The organism is Pseudomonas sp. MF6767, from assembly GCF_016405475.1.
Lineage (GTDB): Bacteria > Pseudomonadota > Gammaproteobacteria > Pseudomonadales > Pseudomonadaceae > Aquipseudomonas > Aquipseudomonas paracarnis.
Genome location: NZ_JAEKCY010000010.1, coordinates 74,598 through 97,013, shown reverse-complemented (window position 1 = coordinate 97,013; position 22,416 = coordinate 74,598). Strand labels below are relative to the sequence as shown.

Here is a 22,416-nt window from a genome sequence, read left to right as displayed (position 1 = left end):
CCTCCTGCCCGGAAAATCACCGGGCAGATAGCGCAAAATGCAGGATGCACGATGGCCCTTCATGCAAATTGCACGAAAATGAAAATCCTATAAATTTATAACTGACTGATTTATAAGGATTTTCTAGAAAATCCAATACTGGCACAATCACTGCACCTATCACTCCATGCTTGCCAACTTGAGCCAATGGAGCTGATAGACATGAGCCTGATCCAAGATAAATTCGCTTCGGTATTCTCCAACTACGACGTCACCACCCAGCCACGTCCGGACGGCGGTATCCTGTTGACCCTGCGCAACAGCGAAGGTAAACAGGTCAAGCGCTCGATCTCTTATCAGCAGTTGCACACCGCCGATCAACTGACCTGGGTCATCAGCGCCATTCGCCGTGACTTGGCTGAACAAGCCAGCGAACTGCCGCAGATTTCGATGTTGCAAAGCCAGAACCGCTTTGCGCTGCCGACTTATCATTCGGCCTAAGCTGAAAATCCGAAAAAAAAGGGCCGCGACGCTACTCAGCGTCGCGGCCCTTTTTCATGCCGTTAACATAAGCCCTGGCGTGCGGCCTCATTCTTTGCCTGTACACGGTTGGTGACATCCAACTTGCCGTAGATGTTGCGCAGATGAAATTTAACCGTGGCTTCAGAGGTGGCGCGAATCTGGCTGATTTCCCAGACGGTCTTGCCCTCGGAGGCCCATCGCAGGATTTCCAGCTCGGTGGAAGTCAGGGGCTTGCCGGACAAGCTCATGCGTTTTCTGATAGCCGTCGGCACGATAACCAACGGGCGATACGTCTCCTCGGGGCCACTCATTGTTCTCTCCTTATATCTGCTGATGCGCTGCCATCTTTCGGATTCCTCCCATTGACAGATGGCATAAACATTGACGCCGAACAGAGAGTTACATAAAGAGTGGAATCAAAGCGCACAGCACCGAACAAACAGCGTTGCCCTACAAATAATTAAGTTTCTTCCCACAGCAACTTCCAACTTGCCAGGGTTGAACATTCAGTTATCTATGCTTAGTCATCCAGCCCTGGAAAGCGGGCGGCAATCGCATCACCGGTCAAAGAGGGCACAACGCCTTGGGCCGTGTTGAACAAACGCAGTGTCACACAGTGCGGGTTTTCGCCGATGTCGAACCAGTGCGGTACACCGGCCGGGATGATCAGCAAGTCATTCTTCTCACAGCGCAAGCTGTACACATAGTCGCCTATGTGCAGCGTAAACAGCCCCTGGCCTGCGATGAAGAAACGCACTTCATCTTCACTGTAGGTACGTTCATCCAGGAACTGTGCGCGCAACTCGTCTTTCTGTGGATGGTCGTGGGTCACGCTGACCACTTCAACAGCGGCGTAGCCCAGAGCATCGATCTGCGCCTGGTACGCGGCGATCATCTGCGCCGCACTGGCGCCCTTTTCGATTGGGCTGGGCTGCCAGCGTTCGAACCGCACACCGTGCTCGGCCAGGGTCGACTGGATGTCGTCGGCATGGGTCAACACTTTGTTCGGGGTGTCCGGGGTGGCGATGGAGTAGACGGCTACATAGCTCATTGCACGGTTCCTTGGTTCGGCTCTTGCAATCGAAGGCCAATGATAATGGCGGCGGCCAGCGCCGCGAGGCTGGCGATACTGAACGTGAAGGTTGGCCCCAGCAGATTCCAGCTGTAACCGGAATACAGGGCGCCGAGCGCGCCGCCGGTGCCGGCCAGCGCGGCATATAGGGCCTGGCCCTGGCCTTGCTGGCGGTCACCGAAGCTGCGTTGCACAAAGGCAATCGCCGCCGCGTGGAAGCTGCCGAACGTGGCGGCGTGCATCAACTGCGCCACCAGCAGCAGCCAGAAAACCTCGGCAAATGAACCCAGCAGCCACCAGCGCAGCGCCGCCAGCAAGAAGCTGGCGAGCAGCACCCGGCGCACCGAAAAGCGCGCAAGAATACGGCTCATGGCCAGGAACATCAGCACTTCCGCCACCACCCCAAGCGCCCACAGCAGGCCGATCACGCCACGGCTGTAGCCCAAATGCTCCAGGTGCAGGGTGAGGAAGGTGTAATACGGGCCATGGCTCATTTGCATCAGCGCCACGCAGGCATAAAACGCCAGCACGCCTGGGCTGCCCAATTGCTTGAGAAAGCCATCGCCGGCCAGGCGGTTGCCGTGGCTGGCCGGCTGCGCGTTCGGTACCCACAGGCTGGCGCCGATGATGCCGGCCATGATTACCACGACCACCACCGGGTAAATATCCAGGCTCAGCCAATCGAACAGGCGCCCCATAACCACCACGGTGAGGATAAAACCAATGGAGCCCCACAGACGGATCTGGCTGTAGCGCGAGGTTTGCTTGTGCAGGTGGGCCAGGGTGATGACTTCAAACTGCGGCAGCACCGCGTGCCAGAAGAACGCGTGCAGGGCCATCACCAGCGCCAGCCAGGCGTAGGTTTTGCTGACAAAAATCAGGCAGAAGCTGGCCAGGGTGCACACCGCGCCGAAGCGCACAATGGCCAGGCGCCGGCCGGTGTAGTCGCCGATCCAGCCCCACAGGTTGGGGGCCACGCAGCGCATCAGCATGGGAATGGCCACCAGCTCGCCGATGCGCGCGCTGGAGAAACCGAGGTGATCGAAGTACAGCGCCAGGAACGGCGCGGTCGCCCCCAGCAGGGCGAAATAGAAGAGGTAGAAGCTGGAGAGGCGCCAGTATGGGAGCGGTGGGAGCATGTTATTGGGGCTGCTGCGCAGCCCAGCGCGAGCAAGCTCGCTGGCCACAACAAGCTCGCTCATTGCCCCAGGCGATCACAGTTGGCCCAGTATCGGGGTACTCACGCGCACATCGGCATTTTGCCCGCGGTTGCGCAGCAGATGGTCCATCAACACGATGGCCATCATGGCTTCGGCAATCGGTGTGGCACGGATGCCGACGCACGGGTCGTGGCGGCCCTTGGTGATCACGTCCACCGGGTTGCCGTGCACATCGATCGAACGGCCAGGCGTGGTAATGCTCGACGTGGCCTTGAGCGCCAGGTGCGCCACGATCGGCTGGCCGGAAGAAATACCGCCGAGGATGCCGCCCGCGTTGTTGCTGAGGAAACCTTCAGGGGTCATCTCATCGCGATGCTCGGTACCGCGCTGGGATACGCAGGCGAAGCCGGCGCCGATTTCCACGCCTTTCACCGCGTTGATGCTCATCAACGCATGGGCCAGTTCGGCGTCGAGGCGATCAAAGATCGGCTCACCCAGGCCCGGTTTCACGCCTTCGGCCACCACGGTGATCTTCGCGCCGACCGAGTCCTGGTCGCGGCGCAACTGGTCCATGTAGGCCTCCAGTTCCGGCACCTTGTCCGGGTCGGGGCAGAAGAAGGCGTTGTCTTCGACGCTGTCCCAAGTCTTGAACGGGATTCCAATCGGGCCCAACTGGCTCATGTAGCCACGGATGACGATGCCCTGGGTGGCCAGGTATTTCTTGGCGATGGCGCCAGCGGCCACGCGCATGGCGGTTTCACGCGCCGAGCTGCGGCCACCGCCACGGTAGTCGCGTTCGCCGTATTTGTGGTGGTAGGTGTAGTCGGCATGGGCCGGGCGGAACAGGTCCTTGATCGCCGAGTAGTCCTTGGACTTCTGGTCGGTGTTACGAATCAACAGGCCAATGGCGCAGCCCGTGGTGCGACCTTCGAACACTCCGGAGAGGATTTCGACTTCGTCCGGTTCCTGGCGCTGGGTGGTGTGGCGGCTGGTGCCGGGCTTGCGGCGGTCGAGGTCGCGCTGCAGGTCGTCCAGGCTCAGCTCCAGGCCTGGCGGGCAGCCGTCGACAATGGCGACCAACGCCGGGCCATGGCTTTCGCCCGCGGTGGTGACAGTGAACAGCTTGCCGAAGGTATTGCCGGACATGCAGGGCGCTCCGTGAAATCAGTTGAATCAAGTCAACCGTAATAACTTAAGACAGCCAGTATACGCAGGCTAACCGACTAGTTCATCCTCGAAACCTTACCGGTAGACGTTGGTCCAACCGGCACCTCTCCAATGATGGCGCTATGATGCTGCGAGTTCTGCTGTTCACCCTCACCCTGTTCACCGCCGTGGCCCAGGCCGCCTCCCCTGTTGTCTTGCAACGCCCGATCAGCCTGGACACCGGCAGCGGCCAACTCTTTGGCTCCCTGCTGTTGCCGCAATCGGATAAACCGGTGCCGGTGGTGCTGATCATCGCCGGCTCCGGCCCCACCGACCGTAACGGCAACAGCGCCGACGGCGCGCGCAATGACAGCCTCAAGCGCCTGGCCTGGGTACTGGCCCGGCATAACATCGCCAGCGTGCGCTACGACAAGCGCGGCGTGGCCGCGAGCCTGGCGGCCACGCCGGATGAACGCAACCTGACTTTGGAGGCGTATGTGGCCGACGCCGTGGCCTGGGGCAAATTACTCAAGGCCGACAAGCGCATGGGCCCGCTGATTGTGCTGGGCCACAGCGAGGGCGCGCTGGTCGCCGCCCTCGCCGCGCCGCAACTTGAACCGGCCGGGGTCATTTCCTTGTCTGGCAGCGCCCGCCCGGTGGACCAGGTGATCCGTCAGCAACTGGCCGATCACTTGCCCCCTGCCCTGCTGCTGCGCAGCAATGAAATACTCGATCACCTCAAGGCCGGCCAGGTGGACGCCGACGTGCCGCGCCCATTGGAGGGTATTTTCCGACCCAGCGTGCAGCCGTATCTGATCAGCCTGTTCCGCGCCGATCCGTCGGCCGCCTTTGCGCGCCTGGACATGCCGGCGCTGATCATTCAGGGCACCAACGATATCCAGGTTGGCGTAGGCGACGCCCGGCAACTGAAGCAGGCCAAGCCCGACGCGCAGTTGACGGTGATCGAAGGCATGAACCACGTGATGCGCATCGTGCCCAATAACGTGAAGCAGCAACTGGCCTCCTACAATGACCCGAAACTGCCGCTGGCTGCGGAGCTGGGCCAACGTATCGTCAGCTTTATCGAAGGACTTCAACCCCGTTAAGCGGCAATTGGCCTCCAGTCCTGGGAAAAACGGCCGATAAGTCCAGAGTCGACAGTAAAAAGATTGTCGGCTCGCAGGGCTTGGACAGGATCGCGCCGCATGACAACCACCGAAACAACACCCGAATCTACCGCCGAAACTACGGCCGCAACCGAAGCTGGCGCCGCAGCGGCCCTGCCGTGGGCCGACGTTCACGCCGAACATTTCAAGATGCTGCGCCTGGCCCCGCTGGCCACCGACCGCGCGACCGGCGCACGGCCGTTGCGCTTTGTGCAGTTCGGCTATGCCGAGCGCCATGATAAACACCACAGCCTGTTGCGCATGGTCATCCAGTTACCGGGCCAGCGAGTACGGCGCGAGCAGAACCACCTGGATATCTGGGTCGATCACGATAAACACCGCGTGCATTTCGGGCCCGGCAACAGCCTGGAAATCGAGCCGGCCAACCGCGGTATCGGGCGCTTCCTGGTGGCCCAAGGCGCCGCCTGGGCGAAGAAGAAGTGGTCACACTACCGCGTCGACGGCGTGGACCTGGCCAACAAGGACGCCCTCAACGAAGCCACGCGCCTGCGCCGCGATCACTTCCTGCGTATCCAGGGTTTCGATGTGGCCTACGCCGATGTGCAGCACCTCAAGGGCAATGTGCAACCCGGCAAGGTCAGCGACGTGCTGGACAGTTGGAACACCGAGAAAGTGCAGTTCGTGGAGATCCTGGAAGCCGCGCAGATGCTGCAACAGGCAGAGCAGAACCTGGCGGAGCAGGAAGTGAAGCTGCGCAAGGAAGAGGAAAAAGTCACCAAGTTCAAGCGTGAAGACAGCGGGCTGCGCTTTACCATCACCTGTCTGGTGGCGTTTACGGTGTTTCAGGCGGGGTTGTTGATCTGGATTGCCACACACCGCTGATAGATTGAAATGCAATCAAAATGTGGGAGCTGGCTTGCCTGCGATAGCGATGTATCAGTAGCACAAGTGCAAGCTGACCCACCGCTATCGCAGGCAAGCCAGCTCCCACATTGACCGAGTTTCTGCAGTTATATCCGGGCAGCGAAAACGGCCTGGTGTTGGCGGCACTGCTCAGCCGTCAACATAAACACCCCATGCCCACCGCGCTTGAAGTCCAGCCAGGCGAAATCCACTTCCGGGTACAGCGCCTCGACATGCACCTGGCTGTTGCCCACTTCGACAATCAGCAGGCCCTTCTCGGTGAGGTGGTCCGCAGCTTCAGCCAGCATCCGGCGTACCAGGTTCAGGCCGTCGTCGCCGCAGGCCAGGCCCAGTTCCGGTTCGTGCTGATATTCATCGGGCATGTCGGCGAAATCTTCGGCATCCACGTAGGGCGGGTTCGACACGATGAGGTCGAAACGCTGGCCGGGTAGCCCGTCAAAACCATCGCCCTGCACGGTGTAGACCCGCTCGTCGACGCCATGGCGCTCAATGTTCTGGTTCGCCACTTCCAGGGCTTCGAAGGACAAGTCTCCCAGCACCACTTCGGCCTCGGGGAATTCATAGGCACAGGCGATGCCGATGCAACCGGAGCCGGTGCACAGGTCGAGGATGCGTGCCGGCGGCTGGGCCAGCCAGGGTTCGAAGCGGTCTTCAATCAGCTCGCCTATGGGTGAACGCGGGATCAATACGCGCTCATCGACGATAAACGACATGCCGCAAAACCAGGCCTCCTTCAACAGGTAGGCCGTTGGCACTCGCTCATGGATACGGCGATGCAGCAAGCGCTGCACGTGGGAGATTTCCTCTTCTTCCAGGTTGCAATCCAAATAGCTGTCGGCGATTTCCCACGGCAGGTGCAAGGCGCCCAGTACCAATTGCCGGGCTTCGTCCCAGGCATTGTCGGTGCCATGGCCAAAAAACAGGTCTTCCCCATGGAAACGGCTGACAGCCCAACGGATGTGGTCGCGCAAGGTGCGCAGGCGAGAAGTGATCACGGGGGCAAGCTCCTGGAAAAAACGACTGGCGATTCTAACAGCCTTCACCTGTACCGACGATGTACGAAAAACCTGGCGCCGTACGTCGGATTTCATCGAATCTGCCCGCATTGTGTTAAACAGGCCTGCCTCTTGACATGGCTGCACGCCAGCAACGGCGTACCTTACGATAGTAGCGATTCACAGAAGCGCTCAGCCAGTGGACAATGTCGCAAAAGCCCCACTCACAGGAGCCCCAGAATGTCCGTTCCAAAGACGATGTTTCAACTCAGCGGTCGCGGTTACGCAGCAGCCAACCTCAATCATGCGACCCTGGTGATCATCGACGCCCAGAAAGAATACCTCAGCGGCCCGCTCGCCCTCTCGGGCATGGACGCGGCGGTAGAAAACATCAAGCAGCTTGTGACCGCAGCGCGCAGTGCCGGGCGCCCGATTGTGCATGTGCGCCACCTGGGCACCGTGGGCGGCCTGTTTGACCCCCAGGGCGAGCGCGGCGAATTCATTCCGGGCCTAGAGCCTGAGGGTGACGAAACCATCATCGGCAAACTGCTGCCCAGCGCCTTCCATGGCACCGGCCTGGAAAAACACCTGCAAGACCTCGGCTCCCTGGACCTGATCGTCTGCGGTTTCATGAGCCACTCCAGCGTCAGCACCACCGTGCGCGCGGCCAAGAACCTGGGCTTTCGCTGCACGCTGGTGGAAGACGCCTGTGCCACCCGCGACCTGCCCTACAAGGGCGGTATCCTGAGCGCCGAGCATGTGCAGCAAACCGAAATGGCCATCATGGCAGACAACTTCGCCACCCTGGCGCTGGCCAAAGACTTGATCTGATGCTGCTGGCGGTGAGCGGCGTGTTTATTGCTCCGCTCATCCGCAAAGCCCTCTCATTTGGCGCATTTACCTCTCCCCCCGGAACAACCTGTGTATCTTCCGGTCGAAGGGCCGATACCCTGGAGGAAAGGTCGGAATGAAGATATCCGATGGTTTTGATGCTCGTCGCTTGCGCCCCAAGGGCCCGAGCAATTGGCGTCTGCGCCTGGTAGCGTGCATTGCCGCGTTGCTGGCGCTAGTAGGCTTGTTGTTGGCGGGCGCTGGTGGCGCCGGTCTGTTTGGGCATTCGCCCGCCCTGGGCGAACTGAATGCCAGCCCGGGCGGCTCGGCACTCCTGCTGGGGATCGGCTTGCTGGTGCTGTGGTTGGGCGTGTGGTTGTGGCGTCGCAGCCGCCGGAAAATGCGCCAGCCGCTGTCGTTGAATATCGCCTCTCACCTGATGAAAAAGCACGACTGATGGCGCTTGGATAGCGTTTCCTGCGCCCTGGCCGCCGCGATTTAGGTAAACTGCCCGCCCTTCGCGGAGGCTGACATGCAAGACGACGATTTTTCCCTGTTCAAAAACGAGCTGCGCGGCGTCAAGCCGATCAAGCACGACCGCGCCGACACCGGCAAACCCAAGACTGACCGCGCGCAGATCGCCAAGCTGCGCCAGGCCGCGACCGTGCGCACCGATGCCACTACCGTGGACGGCCTGTCGGACCAGTTCGTGATCGACGTCGGCCCCGAAGATGAACTGATGTGGGCCCGCGACGGCGTGCAGGAAAGCCAGATGCGCAAGCTCAAGGCCGGCCAGATCCCGTTCGAAGGCAGCCTCGACCTGCACGGCATGACCGTGGAAAAAGCCCGGGAAACCCTCTGGGCCTTCCTGGCCGAAGCGACTAAATTCGAAATCCGCTGCGTGCGCGTCACCCATGGCAAGGCTGTGCGGTTGGACGGCAAGCGCCCGATGATCAAGAGTCACGTCAATACCTGGCTGCGCCAGCATGCCCAGGTGCTCGGCTTTACCTCCTGCCAGGCTCGTCACGGCGGTGCCGGCGCGGTGTATGTGATGCTCAAGCGCACCATGATGGAAGGGCGCGACGAGTAACAAGTGCCATCGTCAGGCTTGCAGCGATGTGTCCGCCACCGTAACCTTGCGCTTTGCGAAAATCCCACAGGTAGTTTCATGTCCCTGGAACAGAATTACACCGCGATCCTCGGCCAACTCGGCGAGGACGTGTCCCGCGAGGGCCTGCTCGACACGCCAAAGCGTGCCGCCAAGGCAATGCAGTACCTCTGCCGCGGTTATGAACAGACACTCGAGGAAGTCACCAACGGTGCCTTGTTCAGCTCTGACAATAGCGAAATGGTGCTGGTCAAGGACATCGAGCTGTACTCGTTGTGCGAGCACCACCTGCTGCCGTTTATCGGCAAGGCCCATGTGGCGTATATCCCGAGCGGCAAAGTGCTGGGCCTGTCGAAGGTCGCACGCATTGTCGACATGTATGCGCGCCGCCTGCAGATCCAGGAAAACCTCAGCCGCCAGATCGCCGACGCCGTATTGGAAGTGACAGGCGCCCTGGGCGTGGCCGTGGTGATCGAGGCCAAGCACATGTGCATGATGATGCGCGGTGTGGAGAAGCAGAATTCGTCGATGATCACCTCGGTGATGCTGGGTGAGTTCCGCGAGAACGCGGCCACCCGCAGCGAATTTCTCAGCCTGATCAAGTAACCGGTTGGGCAGGAAGGAACCGGCGTTCATCGCCGGTTTTTTTTCGCCTGCAGAAATCAGGTAAGCTGCGCCCCCTCAGTCATGGGCAAGAGGTTTCAGCCATGTTCGTCAAAGCACTTCGAGTGGGCCTCGGCCACGTCATCATCGCGGGCGACTTGCTTACCCGCCCACGCAAAAAGCAACGCCCTGCCGAACAACAGGCCAAGGTCAATGCTGCGGCCAAGGACCTGACCCTGTATCAGTTCCACGCCTGCCCGTTCTGCGTGAAGACCCGTCGCACCCTGCACCGCCTGAATGTGCCGGTGGCGCTCAAGGACGCGAAGAACAACGAGCAGGACCGCCAGACCCTGCTGGAGCAAGGCGGCAAGATCAAAGTGCCGTGCCTGCGCATCGAAGAGAACGGCCAGACCACCTGGATGTATGACTCCAAGGTGATCATTGACTACCTGGACAAGCGCTTCGCTGCGATCTGAAGTACGCGGCGATCAATGTAGGAGCGAGCTTGCTCGCGAAAAACGTCAACGATAACGGGGGCTGCCTGAATAAACGCGGTGCCTGTGAGTTCTTCGCGAGCAAGCTCGCTCCTACAGAAATCAGGTGGGTATTGTCAGGTCGAGATCCAGCAATGCCGAACCCAGGCACTTGCCGTGGGCGTCCAGGGCCAGCGAGCGGGTTACGCCGCCGCGCAGGATTCCCGGCAGGACGAAGTTCAGCGCCTGCACGTTCGGCAACTCATGGCGCTGAACCGGTGCCGCATCGGAATCGCGTAAATCGGCAAAGAACTCGGCCACGCGCTCAGCCGTCAGCTGTTCACACAGCAACGGATAATCCTCGGCGCGATAGGCAATGATCGAGATGTTCGACGTGTCGCCCTTATCCCCGGTGCGGGAATGGGCCAGCCTGTGCAGTTTCATTCTTCAATCCTCGGTTTGACCGCTTCACGGGGCAACAGCAACGACCCCACCGCCACCACCTGACGCACGCTCTTGCTCGCCCCACCGCCGCCGGCCGGGCCGTTCGTGTAGAGGGTCTCTACTTCATTGCCGACCCGCACGGCGTCGCTGCGCTCGTCACAACGGGCGGCAACCCGCAGGCGCACTTCCCAAGGCTCGACGCTGCTGCGAGGGCCGTGCAATGAATCCATGCCGATCAACTCGGCACGCAGGTCCTGCATGTTGACCCCGATCAACGCGAGACGCTTGAGCACCACTTCCCGCGCCAACTCGGCCCGTGCGACAGCGCCGGGACCACCGTAGGACATCTGCCCTTCACCAATCCAACCGTCCAGATAACCGACGCTGACCTTCAGTTGATCAGGCCGGGCACGCCCACTGGCTCCCTGTGCACGCACCCGGTCCACGCCCTCCTCGACAAACCCCACCAGGGAAAAGTCGGCCGTCACATCCGGGGTCAAATAAGCTGCCGGGTCGTGAACTTCATAAATCAGTTGTTCGACGCAGGTCGCGCGGCTGACCCGCCCACCCGAGCCTGCCACCTTGGTGATCACTGCATTGCCGTCGGCGTCGATCTCGGCCAGGGGAAAGCCCAGGCGCGCCAGATCCTCCACATCCTTGAAGCCGGGATCGGCGAAGTAACCGCCGCTCACCTGCCCCGCGCACTCAAGCAAATGCCCCACCAGCGTGCCCCGGCCCAGTCGCGGCCAATCATCGAAGGCCCAGCCGAACTCGAACATCTGCGGCGCCAGGAACAGCGAAGGGTCGGCCACGCGCCCGGTGATCACCACATCGGCGTCGGCGCGCAACGCTTGAACAATGCACTCCACGCCCAGGTAGGCATTGGCAGAAATCAACCGCTCACCCAATGCGCCTACGGTCTGGCCGTTATCCAGCAACTGCTCGGCAGACAAGGTATGCAGCACGTCATCCCCGACCACCGCCACAACCTTGAGGCCCAGGCCCAGCTCGCCAGCAATGCGCCGTACTTCACTGGCCGCCGCCAGCGGGTTGGCCGCGCCCATGTTGGTAATCACGCGCAGGCGTCGACGCCCCGTCCCCTGCCCCACAAAGGGCAAGACACGGCGCATGCGCTCAGCCAGCAGCGGGTCATAACCGCCTTGCGGGTCGCTGATACGCGCCTGTTGCGCCAGGGCGATGGTGCGTTCGGCCAGGCATTCGAAGACCAGGTAATCCAGGTCGCCGTGTTTGGCCAGTTCCACGGCGGGTTCTATACGGTCGCCGGAGTAGCCGGCGCCGGAGCCGATGCGCAAGGTGTTCATGTCAAATCACTCCCAGGAGCAACGCCGTCAGGGTCATCAACACCGAGGCGGCAAACAGGAAAGGAATGGTGAAGCGCTGGTGATCGGCCAGTTCGATCTTGCACAGGCCCACCAGCAGGAAGGTCGCAGGGGTCAGCGGGCTGACCGGGAAGCCGGTGGTGTGCACGCCCAGCAGCGAAGCCTGGGCCACCTGAAGCGGGTCGACGCCCAGGGCTTTGCCGACTTCGGCGATCACCGGCATCACGCCGAAATAGTAGGAATCGGGGTCAAACAACATGCTCAGGGGCATGGACAAAAAGCCCACGACGGCCGGGATCAACTTGCCGTGGCCCGCCGGAATCTGCGCCACCGCCACTTCGGCGATGGCCTTGAGCATGCCGGTGCCTTGCATGATGCCGGTAAATACCCCGGCGGCGAGCAGGATACTGGCCATGGTCAGGGCGGTTTTCGCATGAGCGTCAATGCGCGCACGCTGGGCGTCCACGTTGGGATAGTTGATGCACAACGCAACCACGGTGCCGAGCATGAACATCACCACCGGGTCGACCCAGCCGGCGATCATCACCACCATCACCAGCACGGTCAGCACCAGGTTGACCCAGAACAACCGTGGACGGCGCAGCTTGATGTCGTCATCGCTGAGCACTCGTTGCGGCACCGCCTCCACGCTGGAACCGGCGCCCAGGCCCAGGCGTTTTTCTTCGCGATGGCCCAGCCACCAGGCGCAGGCGAAAACAAAGATCAACCCGACGATCTGCACCGGGATCAGTGGCTGGAACAGGTCGGCCACTGGCACATGCAGCGCCGCCGACGAACGCAGCACCGGGCCGGTCCAGGGCAGGAAGTTGACGCCGGCGGCCATCGCACACACGCAGGCGAGGATGCGTTTATCAATGCCCAGCCGCGTATACAGCGGCAGCATCGCCGGCACCGTCACCAGAAAGGTCACCGCGCCAGAGCCGTCCAGGTGCACCAGCAACGCCAGGGTCGCGGTCCCCACCACAATCCGTGTAGGACGCGTGCCGACCGTGCGCAGGATGCGATCAATGATGGGATCGAGCATGCCCGCGTCGGTCATGATCCCGAAAAACAGGATCGCGAACACAAACATGCCGACCACAGGGGCGACGTTCTTGATACCGGTAATGATGAAGGCACTGGTTTGCAGGCCGAAGCCGCCGATCAGCGCAGCGATGATCGGCAAGGCGATCAAAGCCACCAGTGGCGAGAGGCGCTTGCTCATGACGGCAGCGAGCAGGCACAGGATGGTGATGACACCCAGGGTTGCGAGCATGGGTTACTCCAGGCGGCCTGGTTGGCCAGTTATTGTTTTCCCTGGAGTATTGGAAGCGGGTTAGTCTTTGTAAATTGGAATATTCGGCCTAGCTCGTTCGGAAAAACAAAATGAAGAACTCCATCCAGCACATCCAGGCGTTCCTCGCGGTGGCCCGCACTGGCAGTTTCACCAAAGCGGCCAACGAGTTACACCTTTCGCCGTCGGCCCTCACCGTGCAGGTGCAACAACTGGAAGACTGGCTCGGCGTCGCCCTGCTCGACCGCAGCCCGCGCCACGTGAGCATTACCGCTGCGGGCCAGGAGGCGCGCGGGCCCATGGAAAAACTGGTGCTGGACCTGGACAACATCGTCACCGGCTCCCGCGACCTCGCCGCCTTGCGCCGTGGAGTGGTAACCATCGCCGCGCTGCCCTCAGTCTGCGCTGGCGCCCTGCCCCCGGCCTTGCGCCTGTTTCGCGAACGCTTCGCCGGCATCGAAGTGCGCCTGCATGACCTGGTGGCCCAGCGCATTCACGCAAAGGTTCGCAACGGCGAAGTGGATTTCGGCATCGGCGTGCGCGCCCGCCTGAGCCACGGCCTGGACTTCATACCGGTGCTCAATGATCGGCTGTGCGCATTTGTGCCATCGGGCCATGCGCTCGCCCGCCATCGCCAACTGACGCTGGAACAATTGGCGGACCAGCCAATCATCCTGACCGGGCGCGACAGCAGTGTGCGCGAGCAAGTGGACACGCTGTTCGATGACACACGGTTGACGCTGAACGCCGGCATGGAGGCCAACTACATGTCGACCGTATTGGCCTTGGTGCGCCAGGGCCTGGGCATCAGTGTGTTGCCGGAGTCAGCGGCCGATAGCCTGGAAGGTTTGAAGCGGATCAGCATCGATCATCCCGGGGTGAATCGGGAGATCGGGTTGATCAGCCGTAGCGGGATGGGCTTGAGCCCGGCGGCGCAGCGCTGCTTTGAACTGCTCAACAAAGCACTGCCTGACACGCCGCCGCGCTGAATGTGGGAGCAGGCTTGCCTGCGATGCAGACACCTCGGTTTAGCCGGGGCACCAGGGTGACGCTATCGCAGGCAAGCCAGCTCCCACATTGGACCGAGGGAGTCAGTCGAGCATCGCCACGTAGTTGGGATGACTGGCCACGCGCTGCAACCACGCCTGCACCGCCGGATACGGCGCCAGGTCAAAGCCGCCTTCATGGGCCACATGGGTGTAGGCATACAACGCAATATCGGCAATGGAAAATTGCTCGCCCACTAAATAAGGCGTGGCTTGAAGCTGACGCTCCATCACCCTCAAGGCCTTGTAACCGCCTTTGTGGGTGGTCTTGTATTCTTCCAGCCGATCCTCGGGCATGTTCAGGTAAAACTGAATGAACCGCGCCACCGCAATGTAGGGCTCGTGGCTGTATTGCTCGAAGAATTGCCACTGCAGGACTTGCGTGCGCAGGCGCGGTTCGGTCGGTAGGAACTCGCTGCCATCGGCGAGGAAATTAAGAATCGCATTGGATTCCCACAGGCAGGTGCCGTCTTCCAGTTCCAGCACCGGGATCTTGCCGTTGGGGTTCTTCGCCAGGAACTCAGGGGTCTGGGTGTCGCCCTTGAGGATGTCGATATCGACCCACTTAAACGGGATCCCCAACAAGCTGAGCATCAATTTGATCTTGTAGCAGTTGCCCGATTTGTAATCGCCATAAACCTTGTACATGGGCTCCCCTTATGCCGCTTTGCGCATTCTGAGCGAATGCGTGCGCCCACAAAATGCGGGTATCGCGGCAATGTTTCAAGGCGGCGCGCGGAATAAATCTGCACGCGCGCCCCTGGAAATCAGCCTTTCATCCACTTTCGACCCGACTTTCGAAAACATTATTTGCTTTATTTGTATACAAAAGCATAATTCGCTTCGTGCGAGTTCCTGACCTTTTGGTCAACAAAGCCCGCCAGTACCTCAAGGCGCTGTTGCCCACTCATGTGACCGGCGCTGGAAATAACAATAAAACGATTGAGGAGTACTCGCTGTGGATAGCCGTAAAACCGAAGCCCCTACGCTGGATCTGGCCGCGCCCCGAGGCGGTTGGCTGGAGCGCCTGTTCAAACTGCGCTTGCATGGCACCACAGTGAAGACCGAGTTGATCGCCGGCCTCACTACGTTCATCACCATGGCCTACATCATCTTCGTCAACCCCAACATCATGGCCGACGCCGGGATCGATCACGGCGCGGCTTTCGTCGCCACCTGCATCGCCGCCGCGCTGGGCTGCCTGTTGATGGGCCTGTACGCCAACTGGCCAGTGGGCCTGGCGCCGGGCATGGGCTTGAACGCGTTTTTCACCTACACCGTGGTCGGCACCATGGGCTACAACTGGGAAACCGCCCTCGGTGCGGTATTTGTCTCGGGTGTGCTGTTCATGATCCTGACGTTGTCGCGTATCCGCGAATGGTTGCTCAACAGTATTCCGGTCAGCCTGCGTCATGCCATGGGCGCGGGTGTGGGTCTGTTCCTGGGGGTGATCGGCCTGAAAACCGCCGGCATCATTGTCGACAGCCCGGCCACCCTGATCAAGCTCGGCTCCCTGCATGAACCCGCCCCACTGCTGGCGGCGGTGTGCTTCCTGCTGATCGCCATCCTCAGTTACCACCGCGTATTCGGCGCGATCCTGATCAGCATCATCGCCGTGACCCTGGCGGGCTGGGGCCTGGGCCTGGTGCATTACAACGGCATTCTCTCTACCCCACCGAGCCTGGCACCGACCTGGATGGCCATGGACGTGATGGGTGTGTTCAATGTGAGCATGATAAGCGTGGTATTTGCCTTTCTTTTTGTACACATGTTCGACACTGCCGGTACACTGATGGGCGTTGCCCAACGCGCCGGGCTAGTCAAGGCAGACGGCAAGATCGACAACCTGTCTCGTGCATTAAAGGCCGACAGTGCTTCCAGCGTGTTCGGCGCCATGGTTGGCGTGCCGCCTGTGACCAGCTATGTGGAAAGTGCTGCCGGTGTAGCTGCCGGCGGCCGCACCGGCTTGACTGCCGTGACCGTAGGCGTGCTGTTTGTGGCGGCGATGTTTTTCGCGCCGCTGGCGGGCATGATTCCCGCCTATGCCACGGCGGGCGCATTGATTTACGTGGCAATGCTGATGATGGCGAGCATGGCCCATATCAATTGGGATGAAGCCACCGACAGCATTCCGGCCATCGTGACCGCGATCATGATGCCGTTGACATTTTCGGTCGCCGACGGAATCGCCCTGGGCTTTATCACCTATGTGGCGTTGAAGGCCGGCACCGGCAAGTACCGTGAGATTTCCATCAGCCTGTGGGTGCTGTGCGCGATCTTTATCGCCAAGTTCATCTTTCTGTAGTTCAGGAAGGGCTGAAAAACCGCCTCACCTTCGGGTGGGGCTTTTGCACGTAAGGGAGAACTGTAGATGAACCTGGATACCTGGCTGTTGTTCAGCGGCGCTGCGCTGGTGGTGATCCTGATCCCCGGCCCGCTGTCATTGCTGATGATCAGCAACAGCCTCAACTTCGGTCTGCGCCGCTCTTACCCGGCGTTTCTGGGCGGCGTATTTGCTTCGATCTGTCTGCTGAGCGCCTCGGCACTTGGCCTCGGCGCGCTGTTGCTGGCATCCGAGCAATTGTTCAGCGCACTGAAGATCGTCGGCGCGCTGTACCTGTTCTACCTCGCCTGGCAAAGCTGGCAGCAATCGCGGCTGCCGAGCGCAGGCGCCGAAGTGCCAACGTCCCCGGCTGTGCCGCGCTTTGGTGCGTTGTTTGGCCGGGCCTTCGTACTGGGGGCCAGCAACCCCAAGGACATCCTGTTTTTTGCGGCCTTCCTGCCGCAGTTTCTCAGCGCCGAGCAGGCGTTTTTACCGCAATTGTTGATCATGATCGCCACCTGGACGGTGCTCGACCTGTTGTGCAAGTTGGCTTACGGCTTGGGCGCCCATGGCGCCGCGCGGTATTTGCGCAGCGGTTCGGGCCAGAGCTGGTTCAACCGCACCAGCGCTGCGCTGTTTGGCGGCGCCGGTGCAATGGCTCTCATCAACGCTAAGGGTTCAATTTGACGAAATAAACAGTGGGGGCCAGCTGTCCCTTTGTGGGCCACTGGATACCGGCCACAATCCGCACCAAGCGTTGTTCTTGCATCGCGTTGTCAACCGCCCTTAATAAAGCAGAGTCAGGGTGGGAGTTGATGGCTACCCGAACCCACTTGTCCGAAAGCTTCGTTCTCACGCTAATTCGCCCTGTCTCAAACCATTGGTAGGCCACGTAGTAAATTGTGCTCGAACGGGGATGAGTCACGACTGATTCAATACTGTTTTCTCCAAGAGGTAACCCTGGGCGTCGCACAGACAAGTCCACAATGCGGTAACCCTGCTGCTCCAACACGGTTCTGACGGCGGCGCGCTCTGCTTCAAGCCTCTGCGTCCTGACCGGTGTGACAGCATATTGCAGGCTCGGGTCTAACGGATGAGGCGGTATGAAGTCTACACGCGTGAAGCCGGGCGCCTTGCCTTCAAAACCGATGTATAGATATTCGCTGCGCCGTTCATTAGGTCGCAACATCCGCAGTAAATCATCCGTTTGACCGCTCCTCGCAGGAGGCGCGGGTAGCCATTCGTCCAGCGTCGCGCGGATGTCGAGCAAATGGCTTGCCGTGGCAGCCCGGGAAGGACCTGACAACTCAACCAACCTTATGACGGCAAACGTTCGAGCGTCATTCGTCAGGGTGGGAAAGGCCATGGTCACATACTGCCTCAACGGCCTGTCGAACAGTGCCGGATGATTTTGCCACCCACCTGAAGGCAGGCGTGATACGGGAATAGGCTGGTCGCGAATATCAGTGCTTGTCCAGCGCATGATATCGGTTAGCGCGGATCGCCCCGGTGGCTCATTTCGGGTGATAAACACCAGGCCGTTCAACGGTGCACGATCACCCTGCGGGAGCATCCGGTAGAAACCGCTGCTCGGATCCTGGATGGCGGTATAAGGAGGAGCCACGCGTAAAAACCTGGCATTGAGCTCAGAACCTCTGGGACCCACGCCTACCTCAAACACGCCAGCCGCCGGAAAGTCTACAATTTGACTGGGTTGGACTTGAACACGCCAACTCAGCCACTGAGTATCCGTTGTACGTGACTGCACAATCCGATTCTCGGTAGCCGTGCGCGTACGAGGGGGTTGCCAATCCGGCAATGGGGAAACGGGCCATGGGTTATGCACCCCGGAGCTGGGCCCAGGTTGTGGCGCATTCATGCCCAACAACCACTCTTTAGGCTCTTGAATGTTGATGACCAACTCATCCAGTCCCGGTTCCCGGCTATTTCGCAGACGAAATACCTCTTCGCTTTCGCGCTGGTAAACCGGGTAATGGTGCGTATCGTCCGCTATGAACTGCTCACCGTTCTTGACATGCACGCCTTGCCTGCCCGGCCCTTTCAACGCTACGGCGCCCTCGGGCTTACCCTTGATTCTGAAACGGTCCAAGAGCTTCGATTGCGTCACCAGCGACGAAGACGCGCTGGGCAAATGACTACGTATTGCCATCGGCAAGCGACGGATACGACTCAGAACCTTCATCGGCGAACGCATACCTATGACCTTACCGCCCTTCACTTTGGGAACAGGTGCAAAGTCTGTCGCCAGTTCGACCGCCAGAAACAGGGTCATGAACGCCACATCCACGGCATCGTTAGGGTCGCCAAAGCGATGATAGCGTCGGGCAGCCAACAGCAAATCATGGAAGTCGTTAGCCTTACCGAATAACGGAATCAAAATACCCAGCAACCCGCGCCTGGTGGCCTCGCTCTGCTCTTCAAGACGTTGAACCCGATAAGTCGCCAACATCCAGCTGGAGTTACTGACGGCTTGAACCCGCCCTTGCAGCTCCAGCGAGCTGGCCGCGTACAGCAGTGCCATGGCGTCACGGTAGGTGGTGGGCACCACCGCCAACCAGTTCGATGGTGCACTGGCAATCTGCTCGTGGATCAGCTCTTCGATTTCATTGACCGCTGGCGTAGGCTCAAGGTGCGTGATTTTGAATGAGCGGAAAAACTCATAGCTCCTCCACACACCTTCGAAGAATGAAAAACCGGCGAGGATAGGGTCCACGTCATAAATCGAGCTGTTCTTGTTTGTTGCATCGACGTTATGGGCGATGGCCTCGAATGCCCAACCCGGTGCAACCTGTCGCGCCAGAACCTTAACGTAATCGGGCTCTGCAGCCATACGATTGAGCGCCGCCAGGGCTACTCCCACACTGGTGTATTCGCTGATGACCAAGGCTTGGGGCGCGGCCGGCCAGTAAACCACGCAGCGTCCGCTGGCCTGGTCCGCCATCACCACAATGCCTGCGATGTAACGATCATGCAGCATCGTGTGTCCTACCAAATGAACCACACTGAGCGTCAGCCGATGCCCGTTCTTTAACAGGTCTTCAGCCGTGCGGGCTGCCATTGCAACCTTGAACAGGCTCTGCGCCTGGGCGCTCAAACCCTGGGCGGCCGCTGAAAAAAGCTGCATCTGCGCGCAGTCCCGCAACGTGCGATTTATCAGCACAGGGATACGTTCTTCCCTCTGACCGCTCGCCCCCGCAGGGTAAAATGCACGGTGGGCCCGTATCGCGTAATGACCGCCGATATCCAGCGAAGACACGGTGTTGATCAGATAATCGGCGTTCAGTCGCTGGCGCCACTGCGGTTGCAGATAGCGGCCGCGTGTCAATCGCGGGCGTGTCCAGGGTGCTTGCGAGTCAAGGTTATGCAACGCCAGTTGCAGCATGCTGAACGTGTGGCGTTTGAGGCTGGGTGTCACGATGACTTTGCGATCGCCCGGCGTGCAGCGACTTTCGTGGCCACAAAAACTGCTGTAGGTGTCATCCGGCAAGTCGATCAACGGCTTGTCGATGTCCAGTTCCGGGTAAAAACCGTCTTCAGTCAAACGAGCGATCAATGCACTGCGGGCGAAGGTGTCCAGGTCAGGCAGGATCTGCACGAGCCCGCTTTCAGCGGCAGCGGCACTGCCCAGGTACCTGCGCTTGAGGCGTTGGAATTGTTTGACTTAGGTAGGCGTTGCGCTGGCCAGCCACGCTGGGGAACTTTTCATCTCAAGCGCAACTTTACGCAGCACGTCCACATTGGCCAACGCCTGGCTCAAAGCATGGTTGGGAGGAAACGCCAGATGTTGGTGCAGCTCGACCACCCACAACAAGCGGCTGACCATCGCATCCTTCACCTCGCCGAAAAGCCCCGTCATGCCACCGATGCGTTTGCTCAACCCTGCGTAGTACATCACCAGGTTTTTCAGCGAGAGACCCGTGGGGCTGATGTAGACAGGCTCGTAACGCACAGCCAGCGTGTTGCGCACCGCATGGGCGCGCAAGTCGTGGAGCTTATCCCGTTCGACACAACCCCATAACCTGGAATAGTCACTGCTGCCCAGTGTCGCTTTGAGCCCCTGCGTCAGCGCCTCCAGGCCGGAAAAAGCCATAAGCCCGCCATAATCTCCAAACGCATACAGCACCACCGGAATTGCGCCTGCCGGTTTTTTCAGCGCGGTCACTCGCGTCACCACCCACACGTTATGCAGCGGATAGAAGGCATCCGGCGCGCTGCCCACCGAGACCGACAGCACCTGGGTTTGACTGCCAGGGCGTTTGCGCGCTGCAGGCTGGTCCAGCACTTCGCTAATCACGTCACGATGCGCCGTGGATATGAGCTTGAGCTGGTGTTGCAACTCAACCTCACAGCGCAATGCTTCGACCTGGGCGCTCAAAAACAGCGCAGCACGCCTGCGCCCTCCCCCAGGGCGCGCAAGCCAGAACGGCAAATCGAACAGTTGATGCTGCGCATCCTTGATCTGTGCGCTCAACACCTGCGTGTGCTCCTTGCGCTGACGCTCGAGCGCCAACACCTGCTCAAACGCCGCGCTCTGCGCACTCGGATCATCCTGGTTAAGCAACGCAACCAGGCCTTTTTCATAGCGTTTGACCTGTTGCTCTGCCGTAAGCCGGGCCAGCTCGGGCATCGCACTGGCAAACAGGATTTCTGGCTCCCGTCGCTGCCGGTCCCAGATAAGTAATTGGTCGCACACGTTGTGCAGCCGGGCGCTGCCTGCCAGCCGTTTGCGAGCTTGCTCGATCGAACGGAGAAAGGCCGTGGCCGACAACGTTTCAGGCCGCGGCCTGCTTGCAGCGAACACATGCGCGTGATTGATCGCCAGCGCGCAGGCCAACTCATTCGCCCACTGGCCATCCAGCAACGCCCGGGCGCTCAGAGCCAACGCATCCTCCGTCACCGCCGCGCCACGCACGACAACGGAGGCTGGGCTCAGGTGATCGGGTCGGCATAATTGGTGACGACGCTTTAGTGGCAAGCATTGCCAGAGTTCATCGAACAGCGTCTGACTGGTCAACGCCAACAGGCCGCATTGAAGCGAGAAGAACGACGGGTACTCGTAAAAATGGCGGGCCACGCCCGGCAGGTAAATCACATGCGGCGCACCCTCGGGGTCGCCGTCTCGATAAATATGCAGTGCCCCGGGAATCGCGACTGCAGGCAAGCCTGGCCACATCAATTGGCTTACCCGCACGCTGGCCCAACTGCCCCCGGCGCGCTGGCGCGCCTCGGTGTCGGGGGCATCCACCAATTGCTGGACCAGGGTCATTCCCGCAATGGAAATCTCATCCAGTTGCCGTGCCATGAAAGCCTGCTCGGCAAAAGCTGCGGCGTATGATTCAGCCCAGCGTTCCTGACGTGTGTGCCACGATCCATGCGCCAAGGCCTGCCAATATTCCGTTACCGCTTGAGGCAGCCGCTCCAGCAGGTTCATCGCGATCATGCGTCGCAACACCTGCAAAGGCGTATACGGCAGCCGACGGTTTGGATCGCCCTTGACACTCAAGGAGGTGAATTGATTGAGGTTGTCCGGTACCGAAGGCAATGCCAGCGACAGCAGCGCCCGGTCGGTCAAACTGTCAACTTTGGCGGCCGCCCCCGGCAATGCCGCCTGGGTAAACAGCAGGCTGTCGGGGTCAATTTCAAATTCCTTGCGCAGCGCGGCACGAATCACTCCCAGAACCCGGGGCGCATGACCTATCAAGCGGGCGAGCACTCTGGTCGACTGGAAACACCGCCGGTCGGCCTCCGCGAGCTGGTTGATCAGGCGGCCGGGCTGGGGATGAGTGTTGATGCGCCGAGTCAGTTGATCGCGCATCTGCTGCACGCGTTCGGCAGTGATATCCGGATCATCTGAATAGATGTTGCCGATGGCTGAAGTCATGGTGCTTTCTTCTTGATGGAAGGACAAACACCAGCCTAGGCAGCGTCGCGGCTCAAAAGGCGTTAGATAATTGAACACACCACGGGCGAAAAAAAGCCCGCAGTGTGCGCGGGCGAAACCAACGAAG

At 60.4% G+C, this 22,416-nt stretch carries 22 protein-coding genes; 11 read left to right on the top strand and 11 right to left on the bottom strand.

The features are described 5' to 3' along the window. Window positions 1-201: 201 nt before the first annotated feature. Window positions 202-480: a DUF3509 domain-containing protein gene (locus tag JFT58_RS17165; RefSeq protein WP_003172952.1), complete on the top strand. Its 279-nt coding sequence runs from the start codon at window positions 202-204 to the stop codon at window positions 478-480. A gap of 62 nt (window positions 481-542) precedes the next feature. Here the strand turns inward: JFT58_RS17165 and JFT58_RS17160 are convergent, their stop codons facing one another. The 4 genes from JFT58_RS17160 to aroC all read right to left on the bottom strand — a co-directional run bounded on the left by JFT58_RS17160 (window position 543) and on the right by aroC (window position 3,879). After that, window positions 543-812 carry a response regulator transcription factor gene (locus JFT58_RS17160; RefSeq protein WP_054896323.1) on the bottom strand — a complete coding sequence of 90 codons (270 nt, stop codon included), beginning with the start codon at window positions 810-812 and terminating at the stop codon, window positions 543-545. A gap of 209 nt (window positions 813-1,021) precedes the next feature. Then, on the bottom strand, window positions 1,022-1,552 hold the full coding sequence (locus tag JFT58_RS17155; RefSeq protein WP_054896324.1) for a 1,2-dihydroxy-3-keto-5-methylthiopentene dioxygenase: 531 nt from the start codon (window positions 1,550-1,552) through the stop codon (window positions 1,022-1,024). Then, window positions 1,549-2,712 (bottom strand): MFS transporter, encoded by a 1,164-nt coding sequence (locus JFT58_RS17150; protein WP_054896363.1) that lies wholly within the window; start codon window positions 2,710-2,712, stop codon window positions 1,549-1,551. Before JFT58_RS17150 ends, JFT58_RS17155 begins: the two co-directional genes overlap by 4 nt. 75 nt (window positions 2,713-2,787) lie before the next feature. After that, window positions 2,788-3,879, bottom strand: coding sequence for a chorismate synthase (gene aroC / locus JFT58_RS17145; RefSeq protein WP_054896325.1), 1,092 nt, complete (start codon window positions 3,877-3,879; stop codon window positions 2,788-2,790). A 143-nt stretch (window positions 3,880-4,022) separates the two neighbouring features. Here aroC and JFT58_RS17140 point away from each other — a divergent pair, with 143 nt between their 5' ends. Both JFT58_RS17140 and JFT58_RS17135 read left to right on the top strand, forming a co-directional pair. Further along, complete coding sequence (locus tag JFT58_RS17140) at window positions 4,023-4,985, top strand: alpha/beta hydrolase (protein ID WP_019818577.1); 963 nt, start codon at window positions 4,023-4,025, stop codon at window positions 4,983-4,985. 99 nt (window positions 4,986-5,084) lie between these two features. Then, window positions 5,085-5,888 carry a hypothetical protein gene (locus JFT58_RS17135; protein ID WP_034126144.1) on the top strand — a complete coding sequence of 268 codons (804 nt, stop codon included), beginning with the start codon at window positions 5,085-5,087 and terminating at the stop codon, window positions 5,886-5,888. Between the two features lie 128 nt (window positions 5,889-6,016). Here JFT58_RS17135 and prmB read toward each other — a convergent pair whose 3' ends face one another. Beyond that, window positions 6,017-6,925, bottom strand: a complete 909-nt coding sequence (gene prmB / locus JFT58_RS17130) for a 50S ribosomal protein L3 N(5)-glutamine methyltransferase (RefSeq protein ID WP_034126143.1) — start codon at window positions 6,923-6,925, stop codon at window positions 6,017-6,019. 240 nt (window positions 6,926-7,165) lie between these two features. Here prmB and JFT58_RS17125 point away from each other — a divergent pair, with 240 nt between their 5' ends. From JFT58_RS17125 to JFT58_RS17105, 5 genes are all read left to right on the top strand, one after another. Next, on the top strand, window positions 7,166-7,756 hold the full coding sequence (locus JFT58_RS17125) for a cysteine hydrolase family protein (RefSeq protein WP_014719280.1): 591 nt from the start codon (window positions 7,166-7,168) through the stop codon (window positions 7,754-7,756). A gap of 136 nt (window positions 7,757-7,892) precedes the next feature. Beyond that, window positions 7,893-8,213: a hypothetical protein gene (locus JFT58_RS17120; protein WP_054896326.1), complete on the top strand. Its 321-nt coding sequence runs from the start codon at window positions 7,893-7,895 to the stop codon at window positions 8,211-8,213. A 75-nt stretch (window positions 8,214-8,288) separates the two neighbouring features. Further along, the gene (locus JFT58_RS17115; protein ID WP_003192796.1) at window positions 8,289-8,846 is read left to right on the top strand and encodes a Smr/MutS family protein; all 558 of its coding nucleotides are present in this window, start codon (window positions 8,289-8,291) and stop codon (window positions 8,844-8,846) included. A gap of 78 nt (window positions 8,847-8,924) precedes the next feature. Further along, window positions 8,925-9,470, top strand: coding sequence for a GTP cyclohydrolase I FolE (gene folE, locus JFT58_RS17110; protein ID WP_014719282.1), 546 nt, complete (start codon window positions 8,925-8,927; stop codon window positions 9,468-9,470). Window positions 9,471-9,571: 101 nt separating this feature from the next. Next, on the top strand, window positions 9,572-9,943 hold the full coding sequence (locus JFT58_RS17105; RefSeq protein ID WP_054896327.1) for a glutathione S-transferase N-terminal domain-containing protein: 372 nt from the start codon (window positions 9,572-9,574) through the stop codon (window positions 9,941-9,943). Window positions 9,944-10,063: 120 nt separating this feature from the next. Here JFT58_RS17105 and JFT58_RS17100 read toward each other — a convergent pair whose 3' ends face one another. From JFT58_RS17100 to JFT58_RS17090, 3 genes are read right to left on the bottom strand one after another with little or no spacing between them, the layout of a single operon-like run. Next, complete coding sequence (locus JFT58_RS17100; protein WP_054896328.1) at window positions 10,064-10,384, bottom strand: AtuA-related protein; 321 nt, start codon at window positions 10,382-10,384, stop codon at window positions 10,064-10,066. Continuing rightward, window positions 10,381-11,706, bottom strand: a complete 1,326-nt coding sequence (locus JFT58_RS17095; protein WP_054896329.1) for an acyclic terpene utilization AtuA family protein — start codon at window positions 11,704-11,706, stop codon at window positions 10,381-10,383. Before JFT58_RS17095 ends, JFT58_RS17100 begins: the two co-directional genes overlap by 4 nt. 1 nt (window position 11,707) lies before the next feature. Further along, window positions 11,708-13,000, bottom strand: a complete 1,293-nt coding sequence (locus JFT58_RS17090) for a CitMHS family transporter (RefSeq protein ID WP_054896330.1) — start codon at window positions 12,998-13,000, stop codon at window positions 11,708-11,710. A 110-nt stretch (window positions 13,001-13,110) separates the two neighbouring features. On the opposite strand from JFT58_RS17090, the gene JFT58_RS17085 reads away from it, so the two are divergent. Next, window positions 13,111-14,007: a LysR family transcriptional regulator gene (locus tag JFT58_RS17085; protein WP_054896331.1), complete on the top strand. Its 897-nt coding sequence runs from the start codon at window positions 13,111-13,113 to the stop codon at window positions 14,005-14,007. Between the two features lie 102 nt (window positions 14,008-14,109). Here JFT58_RS17085 and JFT58_RS17080 read toward each other — a convergent pair whose 3' ends face one another. Beyond that, entirely contained in the window at window positions 14,110-14,712 is a 603-nt protein-coding gene (locus JFT58_RS17080; RefSeq protein WP_054896332.1) for a glutathione S-transferase family protein, read from the bottom strand. Between the two features lie 310 nt (window positions 14,713-15,022). Between JFT58_RS17080 and JFT58_RS17075 the strand changes: the two genes are divergently transcribed. Next, window positions 15,023-16,369, top strand: a complete 1,347-nt coding sequence (locus JFT58_RS17075; protein WP_034126137.1) for an NCS2 family permease — start codon at window positions 15,023-15,025, stop codon at window positions 16,367-16,369. A 66-nt stretch (window positions 16,370-16,435) separates the two neighbouring features. Beyond that, window positions 16,436-17,074: a LysE family translocator gene (locus JFT58_RS17070; protein WP_054896333.1), complete on the top strand. Its 639-nt coding sequence runs from the start codon at window positions 16,436-16,438 to the stop codon at window positions 17,072-17,074. Here the strand turns inward: JFT58_RS17070 and JFT58_RS30345 are convergent. Next, window positions 17,058-20,003 carry a dermonecrotic toxin domain-containing protein gene (locus JFT58_RS30345; RefSeq protein WP_233095413.1) on the bottom strand — a complete coding sequence of 982 codons (2,946 nt, stop codon included), beginning with the start codon at window positions 20,001-20,003 and terminating at the stop codon, window positions 17,058-17,060. The two genes, JFT58_RS17070 and JFT58_RS30345, sit on opposite strands and share 17 nt — an antisense overlap. 66 nt (window positions 20,004-20,069) lie before the next feature. Then, window positions 20,070-22,289 (bottom strand): dermonecrotic toxin domain-containing protein, encoded by a 2,220-nt coding sequence (locus JFT58_RS30340; protein ID WP_233095412.1) that lies wholly within the window; start codon window positions 22,287-22,289, stop codon window positions 20,070-20,072. Window positions 22,290-22,416: the final 127 nt, after the last annotated feature.

Excerpts from the sequence above, each read along its gene's own strand:
- JFT58_RS17125 (WP_014719280.1), top strand. The coding sequence starts at position 7,166 with ATGTCCGTTCCAAAGACGATGTTTCAACTCAGCGGTCGCGGTTACGCA.
- JFT58_RS17095 (WP_054896329.1), bottom strand. The coding sequence starts at position 11,706 with ATGAACACCTTGCGCATCGGCTCCGGCGCCGGCTACTCCGGCGACCGT.
- JFT58_RS17085 (WP_054896331.1), top strand. The coding sequence starts at position 13,111 with ATGAAGAACTCCATCCAGCACATCCAGGCGTTCCTCGCGGTGGCCCGC.
- JFT58_RS17135 (WP_034126144.1), top strand. The coding sequence starts at position 5,085 with ATGACAACCACCGAAACAACACCCGAATCTACCGCCGAAACTACGGCC.
- JFT58_RS17155 (WP_054896324.1), bottom strand. The coding sequence starts at position 1,552 with ATGAGCTATGTAGCCGTCTACTCCATCGCCACCCCGGACACCCCGAAC.
- JFT58_RS17140 (WP_019818577.1), top strand. The coding sequence starts at position 4,023 with ATGATGCTGCGAGTTCTGCTGTTCACCCTCACCCTGTTCACCGCCGTG.
- JFT58_RS17105 (WP_054896327.1), top strand. The coding sequence starts at position 9,572 with ATGTTCGTCAAAGCACTTCGAGTGGGCCTCGGCCACGTCATCATCGCG.
- JFT58_RS17115 (WP_003192796.1), top strand. The coding sequence starts at position 8,289 with ATGCAAGACGACGATTTTTCCCTGTTCAAAAACGAGCTGCGCGGCGTC.
- JFT58_RS17070 (WP_054896333.1), top strand. The coding sequence starts at position 16,436 with ATGAACCTGGATACCTGGCTGTTGTTCAGCGGCGCTGCGCTGGTGGTG.
- JFT58_RS30340 (WP_233095412.1), bottom strand. The coding sequence starts at position 22,289 with ATGACTTCAGCCATCGGCAACATCTATTCAGATGATCCGGATATCACT.
- JFT58_RS17100 (WP_054896328.1), bottom strand. The coding sequence starts at position 10,384 with ATGAAACTGCACAGGCTGGCCCATTCCCGCACCGGGGATAAGGGCGAC.
- JFT58_RS17090 (WP_054896330.1), bottom strand. The coding sequence starts at position 13,000 with ATGCTCGCAACCCTGGGTGTCATCACCATCCTGTGCCTGCTCGCTGCC.
- JFT58_RS17120 (WP_054896326.1), top strand. The coding sequence starts at position 7,893 with ATGAAGATATCCGATGGTTTTGATGCTCGTCGCTTGCGCCCCAAGGGC.
- JFT58_RS17150 (WP_054896363.1), bottom strand. The coding sequence starts at position 2,712 with ATGCTCCCACCGCTCCCATACTGGCGCCTCTCCAGCTTCTACCTCTTC.
- aroC (WP_054896325.1), bottom strand. The coding sequence starts at position 3,879 with ATGTCCGGCAATACCTTCGGCAAGCTGTTCACTGTCACCACCGCGGGC.
- JFT58_RS17080 (WP_054896332.1), bottom strand. The coding sequence starts at position 14,712 with ATGTACAAGGTTTATGGCGATTACAAATCGGGCAACTGCTACAAGATC.
- JFT58_RS17165 (WP_003172952.1), top strand. The coding sequence starts at position 202 with ATGAGCCTGATCCAAGATAAATTCGCTTCGGTATTCTCCAACTACGAC.
- folE (WP_014719282.1), top strand. The coding sequence starts at position 8,925 with ATGTCCCTGGAACAGAATTACACCGCGATCCTCGGCCAACTCGGCGAG.
- JFT58_RS17160 (WP_054896323.1), bottom strand. The coding sequence starts at position 812 with ATGAGTGGCCCCGAGGAGACGTATCGCCCGTTGGTTATCGTGCCGACG.